At 72.8% G+C, this 16,645-nt stretch carries 17 protein-coding genes; 10 read left to right on the forward strand and 7 right to left on the reverse strand.

Annotation, left to right across the window (positions count from 1 at the left end):
• Window positions 1-327: 327 nt before the first annotated feature.
• Window positions 328-1,242 carry a manganese catalase gene (locus LDL48_RS10115; protein WP_225254765.1) on the reverse strand — a complete coding sequence of 305 codons (915 nt, stop codon included), beginning with the start codon at window positions 1,240-1,242 and terminating at the stop codon, window positions 328-330.
• Here LDL48_RS10115 and LDL48_RS10120 point away from each other — a divergent pair.
• From LDL48_RS10120 to LDL48_RS10130, 3 genes are all read left to right on the forward strand, one after another.
• On the forward strand, window positions 1,235-1,852 hold the full coding sequence (locus LDL48_RS10120; protein ID WP_225254766.1) for a DUF2243 domain-containing protein: 618 nt from the start codon (window positions 1,235-1,237) through the stop codon (window positions 1,850-1,852). The two genes, LDL48_RS10115 and LDL48_RS10120, sit on opposite strands and share 8 nt — an antisense overlap.
• Window positions 1,849-2,628 carry a cytochrome c oxidase assembly protein gene (locus LDL48_RS10125; RefSeq protein WP_225254767.1) on the forward strand — a complete coding sequence of 260 codons (780 nt, stop codon included), beginning with the start codon at window positions 1,849-1,851 and terminating at the stop codon, window positions 2,626-2,628. Before LDL48_RS10120 ends, LDL48_RS10125 begins: the two co-directional genes overlap by 4 nt.
• Window positions 2,629-2,789: 161 nt before the next feature.
• The gene (locus LDL48_RS10130) at window positions 2,790-4,040 is read left to right on the forward strand and encodes an Nramp family divalent metal transporter (RefSeq protein ID WP_225254768.1); all 1,251 of its coding nucleotides are present in this window, start codon (window positions 2,790-2,792) and stop codon (window positions 4,038-4,040) included.
• A gap of 39 nt (window positions 4,041-4,079) precedes the next feature.
• Here the strand turns inward: LDL48_RS10130 and LDL48_RS10135 are convergent, their stop codons facing one another.
• Window positions 4,080-4,706: a response regulator gene (locus LDL48_RS10135; protein ID WP_225254769.1), complete on the reverse strand. Its 627-nt coding sequence runs from the start codon at window positions 4,704-4,706 to the stop codon at window positions 4,080-4,082.
• A gap of 42 nt (window positions 4,707-4,748) precedes the next feature.
• On the opposite strand from LDL48_RS10135, the gene LDL48_RS10140 reads away from it, so the two are divergent.
• The 4 genes from LDL48_RS10140 (at window position 4,749) to LDL48_RS10160 (ending at window position 8,380) form a co-directional block, all read left to right on the forward strand.
• Complete coding sequence (locus LDL48_RS10140) at window positions 4,749-5,405, forward strand: sensor histidine kinase (protein WP_272493024.1); 657 nt, start codon at window positions 4,749-4,751, stop codon at window positions 5,403-5,405.
• Between the two features lie 235 nt (window positions 5,406-5,640).
• Window positions 5,641-5,844 (forward strand): hypothetical protein, encoded by a 204-nt coding sequence (locus tag LDL48_RS10150; protein ID WP_225254770.1) that lies wholly within the window; start codon window positions 5,641-5,643, stop codon window positions 5,842-5,844.
• 25 nt (window positions 5,845-5,869) lie between these two features.
• Entirely contained in the window at window positions 5,870-7,105 is a 1,236-nt protein-coding gene (locus LDL48_RS10155; protein ID WP_225254771.1) for a CehA/McbA family metallohydrolase, read from the forward strand.
• Between the two features lie 30 nt (window positions 7,106-7,135).
• Window positions 7,136-8,380 carry an EAL and HDOD domain-containing protein gene (locus LDL48_RS10160; protein WP_225254772.1) on the forward strand — a complete coding sequence of 415 codons (1,245 nt, stop codon included), beginning with the start codon at window positions 7,136-7,138 and terminating at the stop codon, window positions 8,378-8,380.
• Between the two features lie 4 nt (window positions 8,381-8,384).
• Here the strand turns inward: LDL48_RS10160 and LDL48_RS44435 are convergent, their stop codons facing one another.
• The 3 genes from LDL48_RS44435 to LDL48_RS10175 form a co-directional block, all read right to left on the reverse strand.
• Entirely contained in the window at window positions 8,385-9,983 is a 1,599-nt protein-coding gene (locus tag LDL48_RS44435; RefSeq protein WP_225254773.1) for a serine/threonine-protein kinase, read from the reverse strand.
• Window positions 9,984-10,071: 88 nt separating this feature from the next.
• Window positions 10,072-11,298: an RNA polymerase sigma factor gene (locus LDL48_RS10170; RefSeq protein WP_225254774.1), complete on the reverse strand. Its 1,227-nt coding sequence runs from the start codon at window positions 11,296-11,298 to the stop codon at window positions 10,072-10,074.
• Window positions 11,291-11,638 (reverse strand): YciI family protein, encoded by a 348-nt coding sequence (locus LDL48_RS10175; RefSeq protein WP_225254775.1) that lies wholly within the window; start codon window positions 11,636-11,638, stop codon window positions 11,291-11,293. The genes LDL48_RS10170 and LDL48_RS10175 overlap by 8 nt, the downstream gene beginning before the upstream one ends.
• Before the next feature lie 172 nt (window positions 11,639-11,810).
• Between LDL48_RS10175 and ahcY the strand changes: the two genes are divergently transcribed.
• Together ahcY and LDL48_RS10185 are read left to right on the forward strand one after the other, a co-directional pair.
• Window positions 11,811-13,292: an adenosylhomocysteinase gene (gene ahcY / locus LDL48_RS10180; RefSeq protein WP_372472084.1), complete on the forward strand. Its 1,482-nt coding sequence runs from the start codon at window positions 11,811-11,813 to the stop codon at window positions 13,290-13,292.
• Window positions 13,293-13,413: 121 nt separating this feature from the next.
• A complete protein-coding gene (locus LDL48_RS10185) occupies window positions 13,414-13,719 on the forward strand; it encodes an STAS domain-containing protein (protein ID WP_225254777.1) in 306 nt (101 codons plus the stop codon).
• Here the strand turns inward: LDL48_RS10185 and LDL48_RS10190 are convergent.
• Both LDL48_RS10190 and LDL48_RS44440 read right to left on the reverse strand, forming a co-directional pair.
• Window positions 13,708-14,055: an STAS domain-containing protein gene (locus tag LDL48_RS10190; RefSeq protein ID WP_225254778.1), complete on the reverse strand. Its 348-nt coding sequence runs from the start codon at window positions 14,053-14,055 to the stop codon at window positions 13,708-13,710. The genes LDL48_RS10185 and LDL48_RS10190 overlap by 12 nt on opposite strands.
• Complete coding sequence (locus tag LDL48_RS44440) at window positions 14,052-15,275, reverse strand: PP2C family protein-serine/threonine phosphatase (RefSeq protein ID WP_225254779.1); 1,224 nt, start codon at window positions 15,273-15,275, stop codon at window positions 14,052-14,054. The genes LDL48_RS10190 and LDL48_RS44440 overlap by 4 nt, the downstream gene beginning before the upstream one ends.
• 61 nt (window positions 15,276-15,336) lie before the next feature.
• Here LDL48_RS44440 and LDL48_RS10200 point away from each other — a divergent pair, with 61 nt between their 5' ends.
• On the forward strand, window positions 15,337-16,632 hold the full coding sequence (locus LDL48_RS10200; protein ID WP_225254780.1) for a neutral zinc metallopeptidase: 1,296 nt from the start codon (window positions 15,337-15,339) through the stop codon (window positions 16,630-16,632).
• The last annotated feature ends 13 nt before the right edge of the window (window positions 16,633-16,645 follow it).

A 16,645-nucleotide genomic window follows, 5' to 3' on the forward strand; every position in this document is an offset into this window, starting at 1 on the left:
CCGAGCGACAGGGCCGCCTCGGGATCCTGTGGTCTCGGAGCGGGTCGCCTCGACGGACGATCATCGGCTCCGGGTAGCCATGCCCGCGGATCTTGGAGGGCGAGGCGGGTGCCGCCGCGTGTGGTTTCTCGGTGCACAGCGCGCCATAACTCTGCACGCTGCCCTCGGGCACCAGGGATGCGTGGAGTTGCGGCACCCAGCGCGCCGCAACTCCGCACACCATGGCCGGGAGAGACTCCGAAGTCGCCGGCGACGGCCTACCGCTACCGACGCAGAAGGAACCGGGTTGCCGCGAAGGGGCGACCCGGTTCCTCGTTGTTGCACCGCTCAGTCGAGCGCACCCTTGATCTTGTTCACCACGTTGGCGACGCCCTGGGCGTGGGCGGCCCCGCCGGTGCCGGGCTTGCCCTTGCCCATCGAGCCGTCGTACGTGGCGTACAGCTTCGGGTCCGGCGCCGGGCCCAGCGGCCGGTCGTCGGTGAGCGGCTGCGCGTCGGGCACGTACTCGATCTCCTCGCCCAGCAGCGACGTGCCCTGCGCCCAGCGGCCTTCGCCGGCGGTGCTCGCCGGGTCGAAGCTGTAGAACGTCCGGCGGGCGAAGTCCTTCTCCTCGTCGGCGTTCGACTGCTCGATGCCGCTGTCCACCAGACCGTCCGCGATCAGCTGCTCGATGCCGAGCAGCCACTGCTGCTGGTGGTACGTGTCCCGGGCCAGGTTGAACTGCAGCATGTCCTTCACGCCACGGTCGTCCGTCATGTTGTAGACGCGGCTGGTCATCAGCCGGCTCTGCGCCTCGGCGGCGACGTTGGACCGGAAGTCGGTCAGCAGGTTGCCACTGGCGATGATGTAGCCGGTGTTCCACGGCACGCCGGCCGCGTCCCGGGGCAGCGCGCCGCCGCCGGTGACGATCGCGTGCTGCGGGTTCATCCCACCGATCACCGCGGCCAGCACCGGGTTGGCGGCCACCGCCTTCTCGGTGGTCTCGCTCGGCGCGCCTTCGAGCAGTCGCGCCAGCATGGTGGTGAGCATTTCCACGTGACCGATCTCCTCGGTCGCGATGTCCATGATCATGTCCTTGTACTTGCCCGGGACGCGGCAGTTCCAGCCCTGCCAGAGGTACTGCATCATCACGGTCATCTCGCCGAACTGGCCACCGACGAGTTCTTGCATCTTCGCAGCCAGCAGCGCGTCCGGCTTTTCCGGCTTGGCCTGGAACTGCAGGTGATCCACGTGCTTGAACATCAAGACCTCCAAGATGATCGGTACGGCACGTCCACTGGGCTACCCGGCCACCTGGCCCGTCCGGGTCACCCGGTGGCCCGGGCGTGACACGTTCGCCGGGCATGACGCCGGCATGGCTCACCTCTTGCGTACGCCCGGAATCCTGCTCGGGGCCGGGCTGGGCGCCTTCGTCGACGGCATCGTCCTGCACCAGCTGCTGCAGTGGCATCACCTGCTCACCAGCACCGACACCGACCGGATCGGAGTGCCGTACTACTCCCCCGAAACGGTGCCGGGGCTGCGGATGAACACCCTGTGGGACGGCCTGTTCCACCTGGTCGCCTGGCTGTTCGTGCTGGCCGGGATCGCCTCGCTGTACGCCCGTGTCACGTCCGGCCGGCGCCAGGTGTGGACGTCCCGGGCACTGTACGGCTGGATGCTCGTCGGGTGGGGACTGTTCAACCTGGTGGAGGGGCTGATCGACCACCAGATCCTGGGCGTGCACCACGTGCGTACCGGACCGGGCCAGCTGGCCTGGGACCTCGCCTTCCTGGCGTTCGGCGCACTGCTGGTGGCGGCCGGCTGGGCGATCCGGCGTGGCGCCCGCGAGGTGCCCGCGGCCCGGTCGTGACCGGACACGGATCCACCGGCGCCGCCGGGCCCGCGGTGATCCTGCTGCTGGCGCTGGGGTACGACCTGCTGAGCCTGCGCGCCCCCGGCTGGAGCCGATGGCGTGCCGCCGCGTTCCTGGCCGGCTGCGCGGTGCTGGTCGCCGGGCTGGCCTGGCCGGTGCACGATCTCACCGGTCACACGGCGCACCATCTGCTGGTGGCCATGGTCGCGCCGCTCGGGCTGGTGCTGGGCGCGCCGGTGACGCTGCTGTTGCGGACGCTGCCGGTGACCGCGGCCCGGCGGCTGACCCGGGTGCTGCGCAGCCGGCCGATACGGTGCGGCACGCATCCGCTGACCGCGCTGATGCTGACGGTCGGCGGCCCGGGCACGCTCTACCTGACCCCGCTGTACGCCCGCACGCTCACCGAGCCGGCGCTGCACGACCTGGTGACGCTCCACTTCGTACTCTCGGGGATCCTGTTCGCCTGGGTGATCGCCGGGCCCGACCCGGCACCGCACCGGCCGTCGGTGCCGGCGCGGCTGATCCTGCTGGGCGTCGCCATCGGCGCACACGCCGCGCTCTCCCAACTGCTGTATGCCGGCGTGTTCGTGCAGGTGCCGGTCACCGCCGCGGACCGGCAGGCCGCGGCCACGCTGATGTACTACGGCGGCGACCTGGCCGAGCTGGCGCTGGCGTTCGCGCTCCTGCAGTCCCGCGGACGCCCGCGTTCCACTGGAGCGCTCCGGTGGAACACGGCCGCGGCAACATCCCGCCCAGGCGCGCCGGCGAGGTGATCCGGCCGGGCGGGTACGGAGCCGCGCATGACGGGCGCCGCGGTTGCCGGTCGTTGACGCCGGGCCACGTGGGGTACGTGACCGATACGTCCGGCCGAACCTGGCCCGGCCGGGTCAGCGGATGGCCCGGGCGTGTCACCGGCCCAGGGAACGGGCAGTCCATGGTCGTCCTCGATGTTGCCCAATCGGTAGCCCTGCCGCTGCGACGCCGCGTCGCCCGGGTCGCGCCCTGGTTCGGTCCCGCCTTCGTGGCGGCCATCGCCTACGCCGACCCGGGGAACTTCGCCACCAACTTCACCGGCGGGGCCACGTACGGGCACCTGCTGGTCTGGGTGATCGTGGCGGCCAACCTGATGGCGATGCTGATCCAGTCGCTCTCCGCCAAGCTGGGCCTGGTCACCGGCAACGACCTGCCGGAACTGTGCCGCCGCCATCTGCCCCGGCGGGTGTCCCGGGGCCTGTGGGTGCAGGCCGAACTGGTCGCCATGGCCACCGACCTCGCCGAGATCATCGGTGGGGCGCTGGCGCTGTACCTGCTGTTCGGCGTTCCGCTGCCGATCGGCGGCCTGATCACCTGCGTGGTGGCGTTCGCGCTGCTCGGCCTGCAACGGCGGGGCGTGCGGCGGTACGAGTCGGTGATCGCCGGCCTGCTCGGGGTGATCCTGCTCGGGTTCCTCTACAACACCCTGCGCGCCGGGGCCGACGCGGGCGCGGTGGCCGGTGGGATGGTGCCCTCGTTCGCCGGGGTGGACAGCGTTCTGCTCGCCACCGGCATCCTGGGTGCCACCGTCATGCCGCACGTCATCTACCTGCACTCGGCGCTCACCAAGACCCGATCCGGCCGGGACGCCGGCGACCTGCGGCTGGCGTTGCGCTGCCAGCGCGCCGACACGCTGCTGGCACTGGGGCTGGCCGGGCTGATCAACCTGGCCATGCTGATCATCGCGGCCCGGCTCTTCTTCGGGTCCGGCATCCCGGGTACGGACAGTCTGGAGGGCATCCACGCGGGGCTGGGCGCCACCATGGACTCGCACGCCGCCCTGGCGTTCGCGATCGCCCTGCTGGCGTCCGGCTTCGCGTCGTCCAGTGTGGGCACCCACGCTGGTCAGGTGGTCATGCAGGGCTTCATCAACCGGACCATCCCGCTCACCCTGCGCCGGCTGCTCACCATGGCGCCGGCGATGGCGGTGCTGCTGCTCGGCGTGGACCCGACGGCGGCGCTGGTGTGGTCGCAGGTGGTGTTGTCGTTCGGTGTGCCGTTCGCGCTGGTCCCGCTGGTCTGGCTGACCCGCCGCCGGGACATCATGGGCGCGCACGTCAACCACCGGGCGACCACCGTGGCGGCGGGTGTGGTAGCCGCACTGATCATCGCGCTGAACGTCTTCCTTCTGGTCCGGACATTCGCCGTTTGATGATGGATTCGCGGGGCACTCCGCCGCCATGTCGTGGAGTCAGAGGATGCCCGCACTGCCGGCCAGCGCGGCTGCCTCGGTGCGACTGGACACCCGCAACTTCCGCAGCAGCGTCGCGGTCAGCCGTTTCACGGTGCGTTCCGAGACGTGCAGTTGCAGGGCGATCTCCGTGGTGGTGGCCCCGGCCGCGATCAGTTGCAGCAGTTGGCGCTCGCCCGGGTCGAGGTCGGCGGGCGCCGGCCGGATGCCGCGGGACGGTGCCAGCAGCGCGCTCAGCAACCCGGCCGGCAGCACCGCCCACCCTTCCAGGACGGCCAGCAGCGGATGCAGCAGATCGGCGGCCTCGCTGCTCTTGGGCAGGAAGCCCTCGGCACCCGCGCGCAGCGCATCCAGCGCCGGCGCCGGATCGTCGTCGCCGGACATCGCCACGATCCGCACCCGCGGCGTGGTCCGCCGGATGGCCGCGATCGCCCGCACGCCGCCCGGCGCCGGCATGTGCAGATCGACCAGGACCAGATCCGGCACGGTACGGCGGACCAGCCCGGCGGCCGCGGCGGCGTCCCCGGTGGACGCCGCCACGGTGGCCCGGCCCTCGCTCACCTCGGGCAGCAGCAGTTCCAGTCCCCGGGCGAACAACGGATGGTCGTCGACCAGCACGATCCGCATCCCCTTCTCCATGTGGGCGGCTTGCCCCGATCGGGCCCGGTCATGCGTGGGTTGAGGCGCCGGCGCTCGCCGGATCCGGCGCTGCTGTTGCTGCGCAGTGTCTGCCACGAGCTCCGGCCGCCGATGGCCACGCTGGCGTCGCTGGTCCGGGCGCTGGAGACGACCCGGTCCGAGCCCCGGCACAGCGAACTGGCCCGGCTCGCCGCCGAGCACGCGTCGCACGCGGAGGCGGTGCTGCGGCAGGCCGCCGCGGCGGCGCAGGGCCTGGACGCGGGGGCCGAGCATCCGGTTCCGTTGCACCGGGTGCTGCCGGCGGCCACCGCGGTGGTGCCGGGCGACCGGTTGACCGTGGCGGTCACCCAGTCCGCCGGCCGGTGCCTGGTTCCGCCGCAGCACCTCCGGCAGATCCTGATCAACCTGTTGACGAACGCCGCCGCGTACGCGCCGTCCGGCACCCCGATCCGGCTGCGGGCCCGGACCGACCTGTGCCGGCTGCGCCTCACCGTGGCCGACGCCGGGCGCCCGAACCGGGACCTCACCGTGGCCCTGAACCGGCGCACGCCACCGCCGGACAGCAACGGCCTGGGCCTGTGGGTGGTCCGCCACCTGGCCGCCCGGCACGGCGGCTCGGTGCGGGCCCGGGCGCTGTCGCCGTCCGGCCTGGCGGTCGAGGTGTCCCTGCCCCGGCGGCCGAAGTGAGCCCGGCCGGCACCTTTGACCCGCCCGGGCCAGCTGGTGGCCCCGGCAGGTCGCCGTGCGGGGCATCTCAGCGTCATGTTCAGCCAGGCCGAGGCGCAGAGCCGGCTGCGACTGGCGGCGGACGGCCGCTGGGCCCGGGACCCGTTCCGGTACGACCACGCGCCCGGCCCCGCGCCGAGCCGCCGGTGCTGCCACCCGGCGATCCCCGCCTGTACTGCTCCGGAAAGGACCGGTCATGAGCTTCGCGTTCCTCGCCCGCACCGTCGTCGCCGGCGGCTATCTGGTCGCGATGCTGCTGAACGGCCGCTTCGACGCGGTGGTGGCGGTGCTGGCGTGCGGAGTGGCCCTCGTCTGGGCGGCGCCGCTGCTCCGCGACGCCTGGTGCCGCCGGCACCTGTGTGCGGACGGCGAGGCGATGGCCCGGCACCCGGCGCACTGACCGGTCCCGCGTACCGTGGATCGTGATGTCCGCTCACGACCACGCTCGCCCGGCCCGCCGGGGAACGAGCCGTCGTGCCGTGCTCGGGGCCGGCGCGGGTGGTCTGCTCCTGCTGGCCGCCGCTCCGGAGACCACGCCGACCGGGATCACCCGGCTGGCCACCGGCCCGCGCCCGGCCCGCACCGCCGGGGCGGCCCGGGCGTCGGCGCTGGGCCGGGGCACCACGCTGGTGCACGCCGACCTGCACAACCACACGCTGCTGTCGGACGGCGGCGGTGATCCGGCGGCGGCGTACGAGTCGATGCGCTCGGCCGGGCTGGACGTGGCGGCGCTGACCGACCACGCCACGCTGTTCTCCGTCGGCGGGCTGAACCGCGCCGACTGGGACCTGACCGGCGAGCTGGCCGACGCGGCCGACGAACCGGGCGCGTTCACCGCGATCCGCGGCTTCGAGTGGTCGCATCCGCTGCTCGGCCACGTCAACGTCTGGTTCACCGGCGACTACACCGCGCTGGACGACTCCACGAGCCTGGGCGGCCTCTACGAGTGGATCGGCCGGACCGGCGGGATCGGTGGCTTCAACCATCCGGGCCGGGAGTGGTTGCGGTTCCGCGACTTCGCGTACGACGCCGCGGTGCGGGACCAGATGGTCGGGCTGGAGATGTTCAACCGGGGCGACGACTACCTGTTCGAGGGGTGGGCCGACGGCGACGCCTCACCGCTGGTGACCTGTCTGAACGCGGGCTGGCGCACCGGCCTGACCGGGGTGACCGACGAGCACGGGCCGGACTGGGGGTTCCCGGAGGGCAAGGGCCGCACCGGCCTCTGGGTCGCGCAGCACACCCGCGCCGGGGTGCTGGAGGCGATGCGGGCGCGGCGGTTCTTCGCCACCCGGGTGTCCGGCCTGCGGCTGGACGCGCAGGCGAACGGCGTACGGATGGGTGGCCTGCTGCCGCTCGCCCGCGGTGACGTCCGCTTCGCGCTGGACCTGGACCGCGGCCCGGAGTGGCGGGACAAGCCACTGCACGCGCAGGTGCTACGGCCGGGCCGGAAGGCGCCCGAGGTCGCCGACGTGGTGGAGATCGTGGCCGGCCGGGTCACCCGGTTCACCGTGCCGCTCGACGTCGCGGACGGCGACTGGGTGGTGCTGCGGATCGCCGACCCGGCCCAGGCCAACCCGGTGCCGGGTCCGGACGGGCATCCCGGCAACCACTGGGGCATCGCCTACTCCAGCCCGTGGTGGCTCGCACCGAACTCTTAAGTGCCTACCCCGGGTGCCGATGGGGAGCGCGTGAACTCCTCGGTGACCAATGCGCCGGGCGCCCATCTCGTGCACGTCGGACGGCAGCCGATCTTCGATCGGAGCGGCGACGTGGTCGCGTACGAACTGCTGTTCCGGGGCAGCGTCGACGCGGTCGAGGCGGGGCGCCAGGACACCTATGCGACCAGCCAGGTCATCGTGAACGCGTTCACCGAGTTCGGCATCGGCGAGGTGGCCGGTGACCGGTTGTGCTTCATCAACCTCACCCGGGAGTTCCTCACCGGCGAACTGACCGTGCCGTTCGGGCCGGACCGGATGGTGCTGGAGGTGCTGGAGACGGTCCAGGTCGACGACGCGGTGATCGCCGGCGTCACGGCGCTGGCCGCGAACGGATACCGGATCGCCCTGGACGACTTCGTCTGGGGTTCCGGTCACGAACAGCTGCTCGGGCTGGCCTCGTACGTCAAACTCGATCTTCTCGACGGCGACCTGAGCGGCCTCGGCGAGGTGGTGGCGGGAATCCGCCGGTACCCGGGGGTGCAGATCGTCGCGGAACGGCTGGAGACCGCCGCGCAGCTGGCCCTGGCCGACCGGTACGACCTCGAACTGCGCCAGGGGTACGCGCTGAGCCGGCCACAGGTGCTCTCCGCGGCCAGCCTCACCCCGTCCCGGCTGCGCCGGCTGGAACTGCTCGGCGCGCTGAGTTCCCCGGACGCCAACCTGGAGACCATCCTGTCGATCGTGGCGAGCGATCCGGCGCTGTCGCTGCGGGTGCTGCGCGCCTGCAACTCGGCGGCGGCCGGCGGCAACAGCCGGATCTCCTCGGTCCGCCAGGCGGTGGTGCTGGTCGGCCTGGCCCAGATCCGGCAGTGGTCCATGCTGATGGTCATCGACGACGTCGCCGAGGCGACCGACGACCAGATGATCGCGGCGCTGACCCGGGCCCGGCTGAGCGAGAACGTGGCGCCGATGCTGAGCGCGCCGGCCGACTCCGCGTTCATGGCCGGGCTGATCAGCGGCGTCGCCGACCTGCTCGGGCTGTCGAACGCCGCGCTGGCGGACCAGCTGCCGCTGGCCGCCGAACTCAAGATCGCGCTGGCCGAGCGCGGCGGGTCGCTGGGCCGGGTGCTGCAGGTGGTGGACGCGTACGAGGCCGGCAACCTGCGTGCGGTGGCCCGGATGGGCGACACCGACCGGTTGGTGGGCAGCTACCTGGACGCGATGCGCTGGTCGGCCCGGACCGTGCACGCGACGTCCCAGCTCGCCGCGCGCTGACGCCTCAGCCCTTACCCGGGCCCTTGTGCTTCCCCTTGGCCTTGCCGGGCTTGGCCTTCGCCTTCTTCGCGACCTCCTTGACCACCCGCTCGGCCTTCTGGTCGGCGGCGGCCTGCCCGCCGGTCCGGGGCGGCGTCACCCGCCTGACCACCGGCCGGGCGGACGGCGTGGTCACGCCGGCCATGGACAGCTCGGCCGTGCACAGCGTGCCGTTGACCCGGAACTGCGCGGGCAGCGCGTTGACCCCGCGGTAGTCGGCGTCGAAGCCGGTGCGCACCTCGCGTCCCGGGGTCAGCCCGGTCCCGCTCACCTGCACGGTACGGCCGTCCTGGCGCCAGTCCGCGGACCAGCCACGGGTCAGCCGCTGCCCTTCGGCCAGCGCGAACCTCAGTGTCCACGCGCCGGCCGGTGCGGCACCGGTGTTGAGCACGGTGACCGCCGTGGCGGAGCGCCCGGCGGTGGCGCTGCGGACCGCGTACCGGACCGTGCAGCGCAGGTCCGCCACCGGGCCCGCGGCGGCGGCCACCGCGGTGTCGCCCGGTTCCGGTCCGGACAGGCTGCCGGCCCAGACCACCGCGGCGGTGGCCGTGACGGCGGTGAACGTGCCGGCCGCGACCAGGACCCGCCGGCGCCGCCCGAAGGCCAGCGCCGAGGCGGCCACCCGCCGCGCCGGCACGGCCGACTGCACCGCCGGGGTGGCCTCGGTGGGCACGGTGAGCGGGTGGAGCACGGTGGAGAGGTCGAGCCCGGCCGGTGCCGGGGCGGAGTCCAGCGCGCCGGACAGGGTCGGCACGGTGCCCAGCCCGACCGCCTCGCCGAGCAGGTCCGCGGCCTCCCCGGCGGCCGGCCGGCCACCCGGTTTCTTGGTCAGGCAACGCCGGCACAGGTCGACCACCGCCTCCGGCAGCTCCGCGACGGTGGGCAGCGGCTCCGGCTCGGTGTAGCGGTGGGCGATGAGCATCTGGGTGGTGGTGCCGGCCGCCCACGGCAGGCGCCCGGCGAGCATCCGGTAGAGCAGCAGGCCGAGCGCGTACACGTCGGTGGCGGGCCGGACCTGGCCGGCGTCCAGCCGCTCCGGCGCCAGGTAGGCGGGAGTGCCGAGGATGCCCTCCGCCGAACTGTCCGCCTCGCCCACGGTGGCCGAGATGCCGAAGTCGACCAGCTTGACGCCGGACGCGGTGACCATGACGTTGTTCGGCGTGACGTCGCGGTGCACGATGCCGCGGGCGTGCGCCGCCGCCAGGGCCGCGGCGACCTGCGCGCCGACCAGCACGGCGAGACGCCACGGCAGCGCGCCGGCGGTCAGCAGCTGGGCCAGCGAACGCCCCTCGACCAACTCCATCACCACGTACGGCAGGGGCTTGCCGTCGCCGTCCGTGGTCTCGCCGTAGTCGTGCACCTCCACCACGTGCGGGTGGCGCAACTGGGCCGCGGCGCGCGCCTCGAGCCGGATGCGGCGCAGCGTGTCCGGGTTCGCGGCCAGGTCCGGGGAGAGCACCTTGACCGCGACGTCCCGGCCGAGCACCTCGTCGTGGGCGCGCCACACCACGGACATGCCGCCCGCGCCGAGACGACTCGCGAGCCGGTACCGGCCGTCGATCACATGCCCAGCTTCCACGAACCCTGGCGTTGCCCCGTGGAGGCCACGCCAAACCGTGATCGGCGAGTCGCCACCCCGGGTGACTAACCAGTCACCCGCCGGTGTCCAGCTCGTCGGCGCGGGCGTTCAGCGCCCGGCGTTCCGGCTCGGACCGGACCAGCGCGGCGGCCTGGCGGAACAGGTCGGCGGCCCGGTCCGGGTCACCGCCGCGCGCGATCAGCTCCGCCTCCGCGGCCACCGCCAGCGGATAGTCCGCCAGCCCGCCGCCGGCCCGCGCCTCGGCCAGCAGCCGCAACCCGGCGGTCGGGCCGTCGGCGAAGCCGTGCGCCACCGCGCGGTTCAGCGCGACCACCGGCGTGGGCTGCACCCGGACCAGGCGGTCGTAGCAGTCGGCGATCGCGGACCAGTCGGTGTCCGCGGACGACTCGGCGGTGGCATGGGCGGCGGCGATCCGGGCCTGCAACACGTACGGGCCGTCGCCGTGCGCCCGGCCCAGCGCCGCCCGCCCGGCCGCGATCGCGGCGCCGTCCCACCGGCACCGGTCCTGCCGGTCCAGGGTCAGCAGGTTGCCCTCGGCGTCCCGGCGGGCGTCCCGCCGGGAGTGCTGGAACAGGAACAACGCCAGCAGGCCGGACACCTCCGGCTGGGCCGGCATGAGCCGCTCCAGCAGCCCGGCCAGGCGGACCGCCTCGTCCGCGAACGCCGGCTCGCCGTCGGCGTCGTAACCGCGGGTGAACAGCAGGTACAGCACTCCCAGCACACCCGGCAGCCGCTCGGTCAGCGCCGGCCCGGTGGGCACCCGGTACGGGATCCGGGCCTGCGCGATCTTGGTTTTGGCCCGGGTCAGCCGGCGCGTCATGGTCGCCTCGCTGACCAGGAACGCCCGGGCGATCTCCCCGGTCGGGACCCCCACCACGGTACGCAGGGTGAGCGCCACCCGCGCCTCGATCGCCAGCGCCGGGTGGCAGCACGTGAAGATCAGCCGCAACCGGTCGTCCACCACCTCGTCCTCCGCTTCCGGCTCGTCCCCGGACGCCGGCTCGGCCAGCATCGCGACCTGGCGTAACTTGCGCCGCTCCACCGAGGCGCGGCGGAGCACATCGATCGCCCGGTTCCGGGCCACCGTCATGAGCCAGCCGCCCGGGTTCGCGGGCACGCCGTCCGCCGGCCACCGTTCCAGCGCCGAGGCGAGTGCCTCCTGCGCGCTGTCCTCGGCCAGCGTCCAGTCGCCGGTGACGCGGATGAGTGCGGCGACGATGCGCGCGTACCCGTCCGCGCCGGCCGCGGCGACCGCCTCGGCGACGGCCCGGTCAGTCACGCGGGCCGTCGTCGAGGTCCGCGAACGGGCGCAGTTCCAGCCGGCCGGTCCAGGCCATCGGGTGCGCCCGGGCCACCGCGATGGCCTCGTCCAGGTCGGCGCACTCGAGGATGTCGAAGCCCACGATCACCTCCTTGGTCTCGGCGAACGGGCCGTCCGAGACCAGCAGTTCGCCGCCGCGCACGCGGACCGTGGTGGCGGCCGCCGGCGACGCCAGCACGCTGCCCTCGACCCGCTGGCCGCGGGCGTCGGTGTCGGCCACCCAGGCGTGGATGTCGGGCACGCGGGACTCGTCGGTCTCCGGCTCGATGTCGGTGCAGACGAACATCATGTACTTCATGTCGTACCCCCTCTGATCTGTGATTTCACTCCGGTGACGAACGGCCGGCCCGGAACCGGACAGCACAACCCGGAAAAGTTCGGTTATTGTGTAGGGACGTCGGTCGAGAGGCGCTGCGACGGATCCACGATCCGCCACGCTCGGCCCGCGTTGATACTCGCAAGGGCGCCTCCTGTCGAAGGGGGTGCCCTTCTCCATGTCCGATAAGTTCCAGCAACTCAACGGCGTCGATTTCGCCGTTGCCGACCTGTCCCTGGCTGAGGCCGGTCGCCACCAGATCCGTCTCGCCGAGCACGAGATGCCCGGCCTGATGTCGATCCGCGCCGAGTACGCCGACGCCCAGCCGCTGCGCGGGGCCCGGATCGCCGGGTCGCTGCACATGACCGTGCAGACCGCCGTGCTGATCGAGACGCTGGTCGCGCTCGGCGCCGACGTGCGCTGGGTCTCCTGCAACATCTTCTCGACCCAGGACGAGGCCGCCGCGGCCGTCGTGGTGGGCTCCGGCACCGCCGAGCAGCCGGCCGGCACGCCGGTCTTCGCCTGGAAGGGCGAGACGCTCGAGGAGTACTGGTGGTGCACCATGAAGCTCTTCGACTTCGGTGACGGCCAGGGTCCGAACATGATCCTGGACGACGGCGGCGACGCCACCCTGCTGGTGCACAAGGGCCGGGAGTTCGAACTGGCCGGCGCGGTCCCCGCGACCACCGCCGAGGACAACCACGAATACACGATCATCCTCGACACCCTGCGTCGCAGCATCGAGTCGGACCCGCAGCGGTTCACCCGGATCGCCGCCGACATCAAGGGCGTCACCGAGGAGACCACGACCGGCGTGGCCCGGCTCTACAAGTTCGCCAAGACCGGTGAGCTGCTCTTCCCGGCGATCAACGTCAACGACGCGGTCACCAAGAGCAAGTTCGACAACAAGTACGGCATCCGGCACTCGCTGGTCGACGGCCTGAACCGGGCGACCGACGTGATGCTCGGCGGCAAGCTGGCCGTGGTCTGCGGCTACGGCGACGTCGGCAAGGGTTCGGCGGAGACGCTGCGCGGCCAGGGCGCCCGCGTGGTGGTCACCGAGATCGACCCGATCTGCGCTCTGCAGGCGGCGATGGACGGCATGCAGGTGGTCCGGATCGAAGACGTGATCTCCGAGGCCGACATCTTCATCACCACCACCGGCGGCACCGACATCATCACCGCCGACCACCTGGCCGCGATGAAGCACAACGCCATCGTGGGCAACGTCGGTCACTTCGACGACGAGATCGACATGGCCGGCCTCGCCAAGGTGCCGGGCGTCGAGAAGATCGAGATCAAGCCGCAGGTGCACGAGTGGCGCTTCCCGGACGGCCACTCCGTCATCGTGCTCTCCGAGGGCCGGCTGATGAACCTGGGCAACGCCACCGGCCACCCCAGCTTCGTCATGTCGAACTCGTTCACCAACCAGGTGATGGCCCAGATCGAGCTGTTCACCAAGCCCGGCGAGTACGCCAAGGAGGTGTACGTGCTGCCCAAGCACCTGGACGAGAAGGTGGCGCGGCTGCACCTGGACGCGCTCGGCGTGCGCCTCACCACGCTCACCAAGAAGCAGGCCGAGTACCTGGGCGTGGACATCGAAGGGCCGTACAAGCCGGATCACTACCGGTACTGACCGGCACGCACCACGACGCCGAGTGACCTCCGGTATGCCGGAGGTCACTCGGCGTTCGCCGTGCGGGCGGTTCGTTGCACGTCGGCGGGTGTGGTGTCAGGCTGGCCCGCGAGGAGGAATGATGCACTTCGACTGCATAAGCGAGCGAGTGGGCGACGCCGTCGTGGTGACGCCGAACGGCGAGGTCGACCGCGACACCGCCCCGCGGTTGCAGGCCGCGCTGGAACAGGCGGTACGAGGTGCGGACGGCGGCCGCGTGGAGGTCGACCTGCGGCACGTCGGGTTCATCGACTCGTCCGGGGTCGGCGCGCTGCTCTCGGCGTACCGGCTGGCCGGCACGAACGGTGCCACGTTCCAGGTCCGGGACCCGGTGCCGGCGGTCCGCACGGTGCTCGACATCACGAACGTCTGGAACCTACTGTCCTGAGCCCTGCACGGCCGCGGCCACGTCGTCGTACACCGCCAGCCGCCGGTCCAGGTTCGTGATGTCCAGCATTCGCCGCAGCTGAGCGCCGGGACCGGCGATCCGCATCCAGCCGCCGCCGTCCCGCGCGCACCGGTCGCCGGTCACCAGCAGCGCGAGGCCGGTGGAGTCGACGAAGGTGACCGCGTCCAGTGCCACCACCACGCGCGGCCGGTCGTGTGCCACCGCGGCGTCCAGCGCCGCCCGCAGGCCGGCGGCGCTGCCCAGGTCGAGCACACCGGAGGCCGTGATGATCACGACGTCGTCGCGTTCGGCGACGTCCACGGCGAGTTCACTCATGGCTGCGTCCGTTCCGCCGCGTCGGCCGACCATTCGACGATCATCAGGGTGGCGTCGTCGGAGGGCCGGCCACCCTGGTGCTCCAGCACCGTGTGGGCGAGCCGGCGCAGCGTCTCCGGCGCCGGCAGCAGCGCGTTCATGCCCTGCGTGGCCAGATCGGTGAGCCGGTCCAGCCCGAAGCGCTCGCCGCTGCGGTCGTACGCCTCGGTGATGCCGTCGGTGTACAGCAGCAGCCGGTCACCCGGCTCCAGAACCTCCGCACCGACCTCGAAGCCGTCGTCCTCGATGCCGAGCGGGAGCCGCCGCCCGCCACGGAGCGCCCGCACCGCCTTGCCCTGACGCAGCAGGATGGGCGGCGGGTGACCGGCGTTGAGGTAGCGCAGGACGCCGGTGTCGAGGTCCAGTTCGGCCAGCACGCCGGTGACGAAGCGCAGATCCGCGAACTGCTCCTGCAGAGCGGCGTCGGCCGCGCGGGCCATCGCGGACAGATCCCTTCCGTCGCGCCGCGCCGCCCGGGTCGCCGCCAGCGCCGCCGTACAGGTCAGTCCGGCCTTCAGGCCCCGGCCCATGGCGTCGAACACCATGAACCGGGCAATCTGGTCGTCCACCGCGTAGTCGTAGGCGTCGCCGCCCACGTCGTAACAGGGCTCGAGCACGGCGCTGATCACCATGCGGTGACAGCTGAAGGTCAGCGGCGGCAACAGGTGCAGCATCAGTTCGGCGGCCGGCGACATCGGCCGGGTACGCCGCACCCGGTGGAGTGAGTCCCCGTACGGGGACTTCACCGCGACGAGGTGCCCGAGCAGGCCCATCAGCGTCTCGCACCGGCGCCGGAAGCTCTCGGCGTCGGCCGGCGGCCGCTGGGCGACGACCTCGGCGATGCCCAGCCGCTCGCTGCCGTCGACCATCGGCACCCAGAGGCGGTACGGCTCGATGTCGTCGCGCGAGGCGTAGGTGCGTACGCCGGTGAAGCACCGGCCGGCCAGGCTGCCGTCGATGCTCAGCGCCGGCGGGGTCGGCTTGCCGCGCTCCGGCAACGGCCAGAGCTGTTCCTGCTCATGATCGACGAGATACACCGTGACGGCGATGCCGAGTGGCCGCACGGCCGCGTTCAGCTCGGCCACGAGTTCGTCGGGCTGCGCCAGCTGGGTACGGCGGATCAGGTCGACCACCGCGGCGTCCCAGCGCAGTTCCTCCGCCAGGTCCGGTTCCTGCTCCACGGTCGATGAGTTGCCCGGGCGCCCCTCGTTAAAACCGGCGTCTTCCGGGTACCCGCCCGGCATGCGCGCCCACCCCCTCGTCGCCGCGGTGCTGCTCGTCCTGCTGACCGGCTGCGACGTCTCCCGGGTGTTCCCGGACCCCGGCCAGTCCCCGCCGTCGTCGGTCTCCGCCGACCTGGTGCCGCAGGCGCTGCGGGACGTCGAGCGGTTCTGGGCCACGGCGTTTCCGGCGCTCAGCGACGGCGAGCGTTTCCAGCCGGTGCGTGGCGGATACCACCCGTACACCCGCCGGAACCCGCCGCCCGCGTGCGGCGACGAGCCGACCCAGTACCAGCCGAACGCGTTCTACTGCCCGGCCGGCGACTTCATCGCGTGGGACGCCGAGACGCTGATCCCGCGGCTCCACGACGAGTTCGGCCCGCTGCTGGTCGGCGTCGTGATGGCACACGAGTACGGGCACGCCGTCCAGGCCCGGCTCCGCGTCACCGGCCAGCCCACCGTGGTGCTGGAGCAGCAGGCGGACTGTTACGCCGGGGCGTGGGTCGGCGACGCGCTGGCCGGCCGGTCCACCGCGTTCCGGAACATCACCACCGCCCAGCTGGACAACACGGTCGGCGGCCTGCTGCTGTTGCGCGACGAGCCCGGCACCCCGGCCCTGGCACCGCAGGCGCACGGCAATGCGTTCGACCGGATCCGGGCGTACCAGGAGGGGGTCGAGCAGGGCGCGGACCGGTGCGCCACCTACCGGGCCGGGAACCTGCCGGTCACCGAGGTGCCGTTCCGCGACGAGGAGGAGGCCGCCACCGGGGGCAACCTGCCGTACCCGCAGGCGATCAACACGCTCGGCGAGGACGCCCAGGCGTACTGGCAGCGAGCCTTCCCGCAGCTGGCCGACCGGTCGTGGCAGCCGCTGCGGGTGGTGGCGTTCGACGCCGCGCCGCCGGACTGTACCGACCCGGACCCCACCACCGAGGGCGCGTTCTACTGCCCGGCCGCGGACTTCGCCGCGTTCGACGCCGGCCGGCTGGCTCCCGCCCTGTACGAACGCATCGGCGACAACGCGGTCGGCGTGCTGATCGGCGACCTGTTCGCCCGCGCGGTGCAGGACCGCCGGGGCGCCACCACGGACGGCCGGGCCGGCCAGCTGGCGGTGGACTGCCTCTCCGGCACGTGGGCGAACGACCTGCTGACCCGCGGCCAGGACGCACCGATCCGGCTCTCGCCCGGCGACCTGGACGAGGCGGTGACCGCGCTGGTGGCGTTCGACCGGGCCGCGCGGGACCCGTCGGTGAGCGCGTTCGACCGGATCGCCGCCTACCGTGGTGGCGTCCTGGAGGGGCTGTCCGCCTGCACGTGACACGACCGGCATC

The sequence above is a fragment of the Jidongwangia harbinensis genome (genome assembly GCF_020216025.1).
In the GTDB taxonomy this organism is placed as follows: Bacteria; Actinomycetota; Actinomycetes; order Mycobacteriales; family Micromonosporaceae; genus Actinoplanes; species Actinoplanes harbinensis.

Bases quoted from the DNA above. Each gene is read 5' to 3' on its own strand.
- LDL48_RS10135 (WP_225254769.1), bottom strand. From the start codon at position 4,706: ATGCGGATCGTGCTGGTCGACGACCATCCGTTGTTCGCCCGGGGACTG.
- LDL48_RS10140 (WP_272493024.1), top strand. From the start codon at position 4,749: ATGCGTGGGTTGAGGCGCCGGCGCTCGCCGGATCCGGCGCTGCTGTTG.
- LDL48_RS10155 (WP_225254771.1), top strand. From the start codon at position 5,870: ATGTCCGCTCACGACCACGCTCGCCCGGCCCGCCGGGGAACGAGCCGT.
- LDL48_RS10200 (WP_225254780.1), top strand. From the start codon at position 15,337: ATGCGCGCCCACCCCCTCGTCGCCGCGGTGCTGCTCGTCCTGCTGACC.
- LDL48_RS10130 (WP_225254768.1), top strand. From the start codon at position 2,790: ATGGTCGTCCTCGATGTTGCCCAATCGGTAGCCCTGCCGCTGCGACGC.
- LDL48_RS10115 (WP_225254765.1), bottom strand. From the start codon at position 1,242: ATGTTCAAGCACGTGGATCACCTGCAGTTCCAGGCCAAGCCGGAAAAG.
- LDL48_RS10150 (WP_225254770.1), top strand. From the start codon at position 5,641: ATGAGCTTCGCGTTCCTCGCCCGCACCGTCGTCGCCGGCGGCTATCTG.
- LDL48_RS10175 (WP_225254775.1), bottom strand. From the start codon at position 11,638: ATGAAGTACATGATGTTCGTCTGCACCGACATCGAGCCGGAGACCGAC.
- LDL48_RS10190 (WP_225254778.1), bottom strand. From the start codon at position 14,055: ATGAGTGAACTCGCCGTGGACGTCGCCGAACGCGACGACGTCGTGATC.
- LDL48_RS10185 (WP_225254777.1), top strand. From the start codon at position 13,414: ATGCACTTCGACTGCATAAGCGAGCGAGTGGGCGACGCCGTCGTGGTG.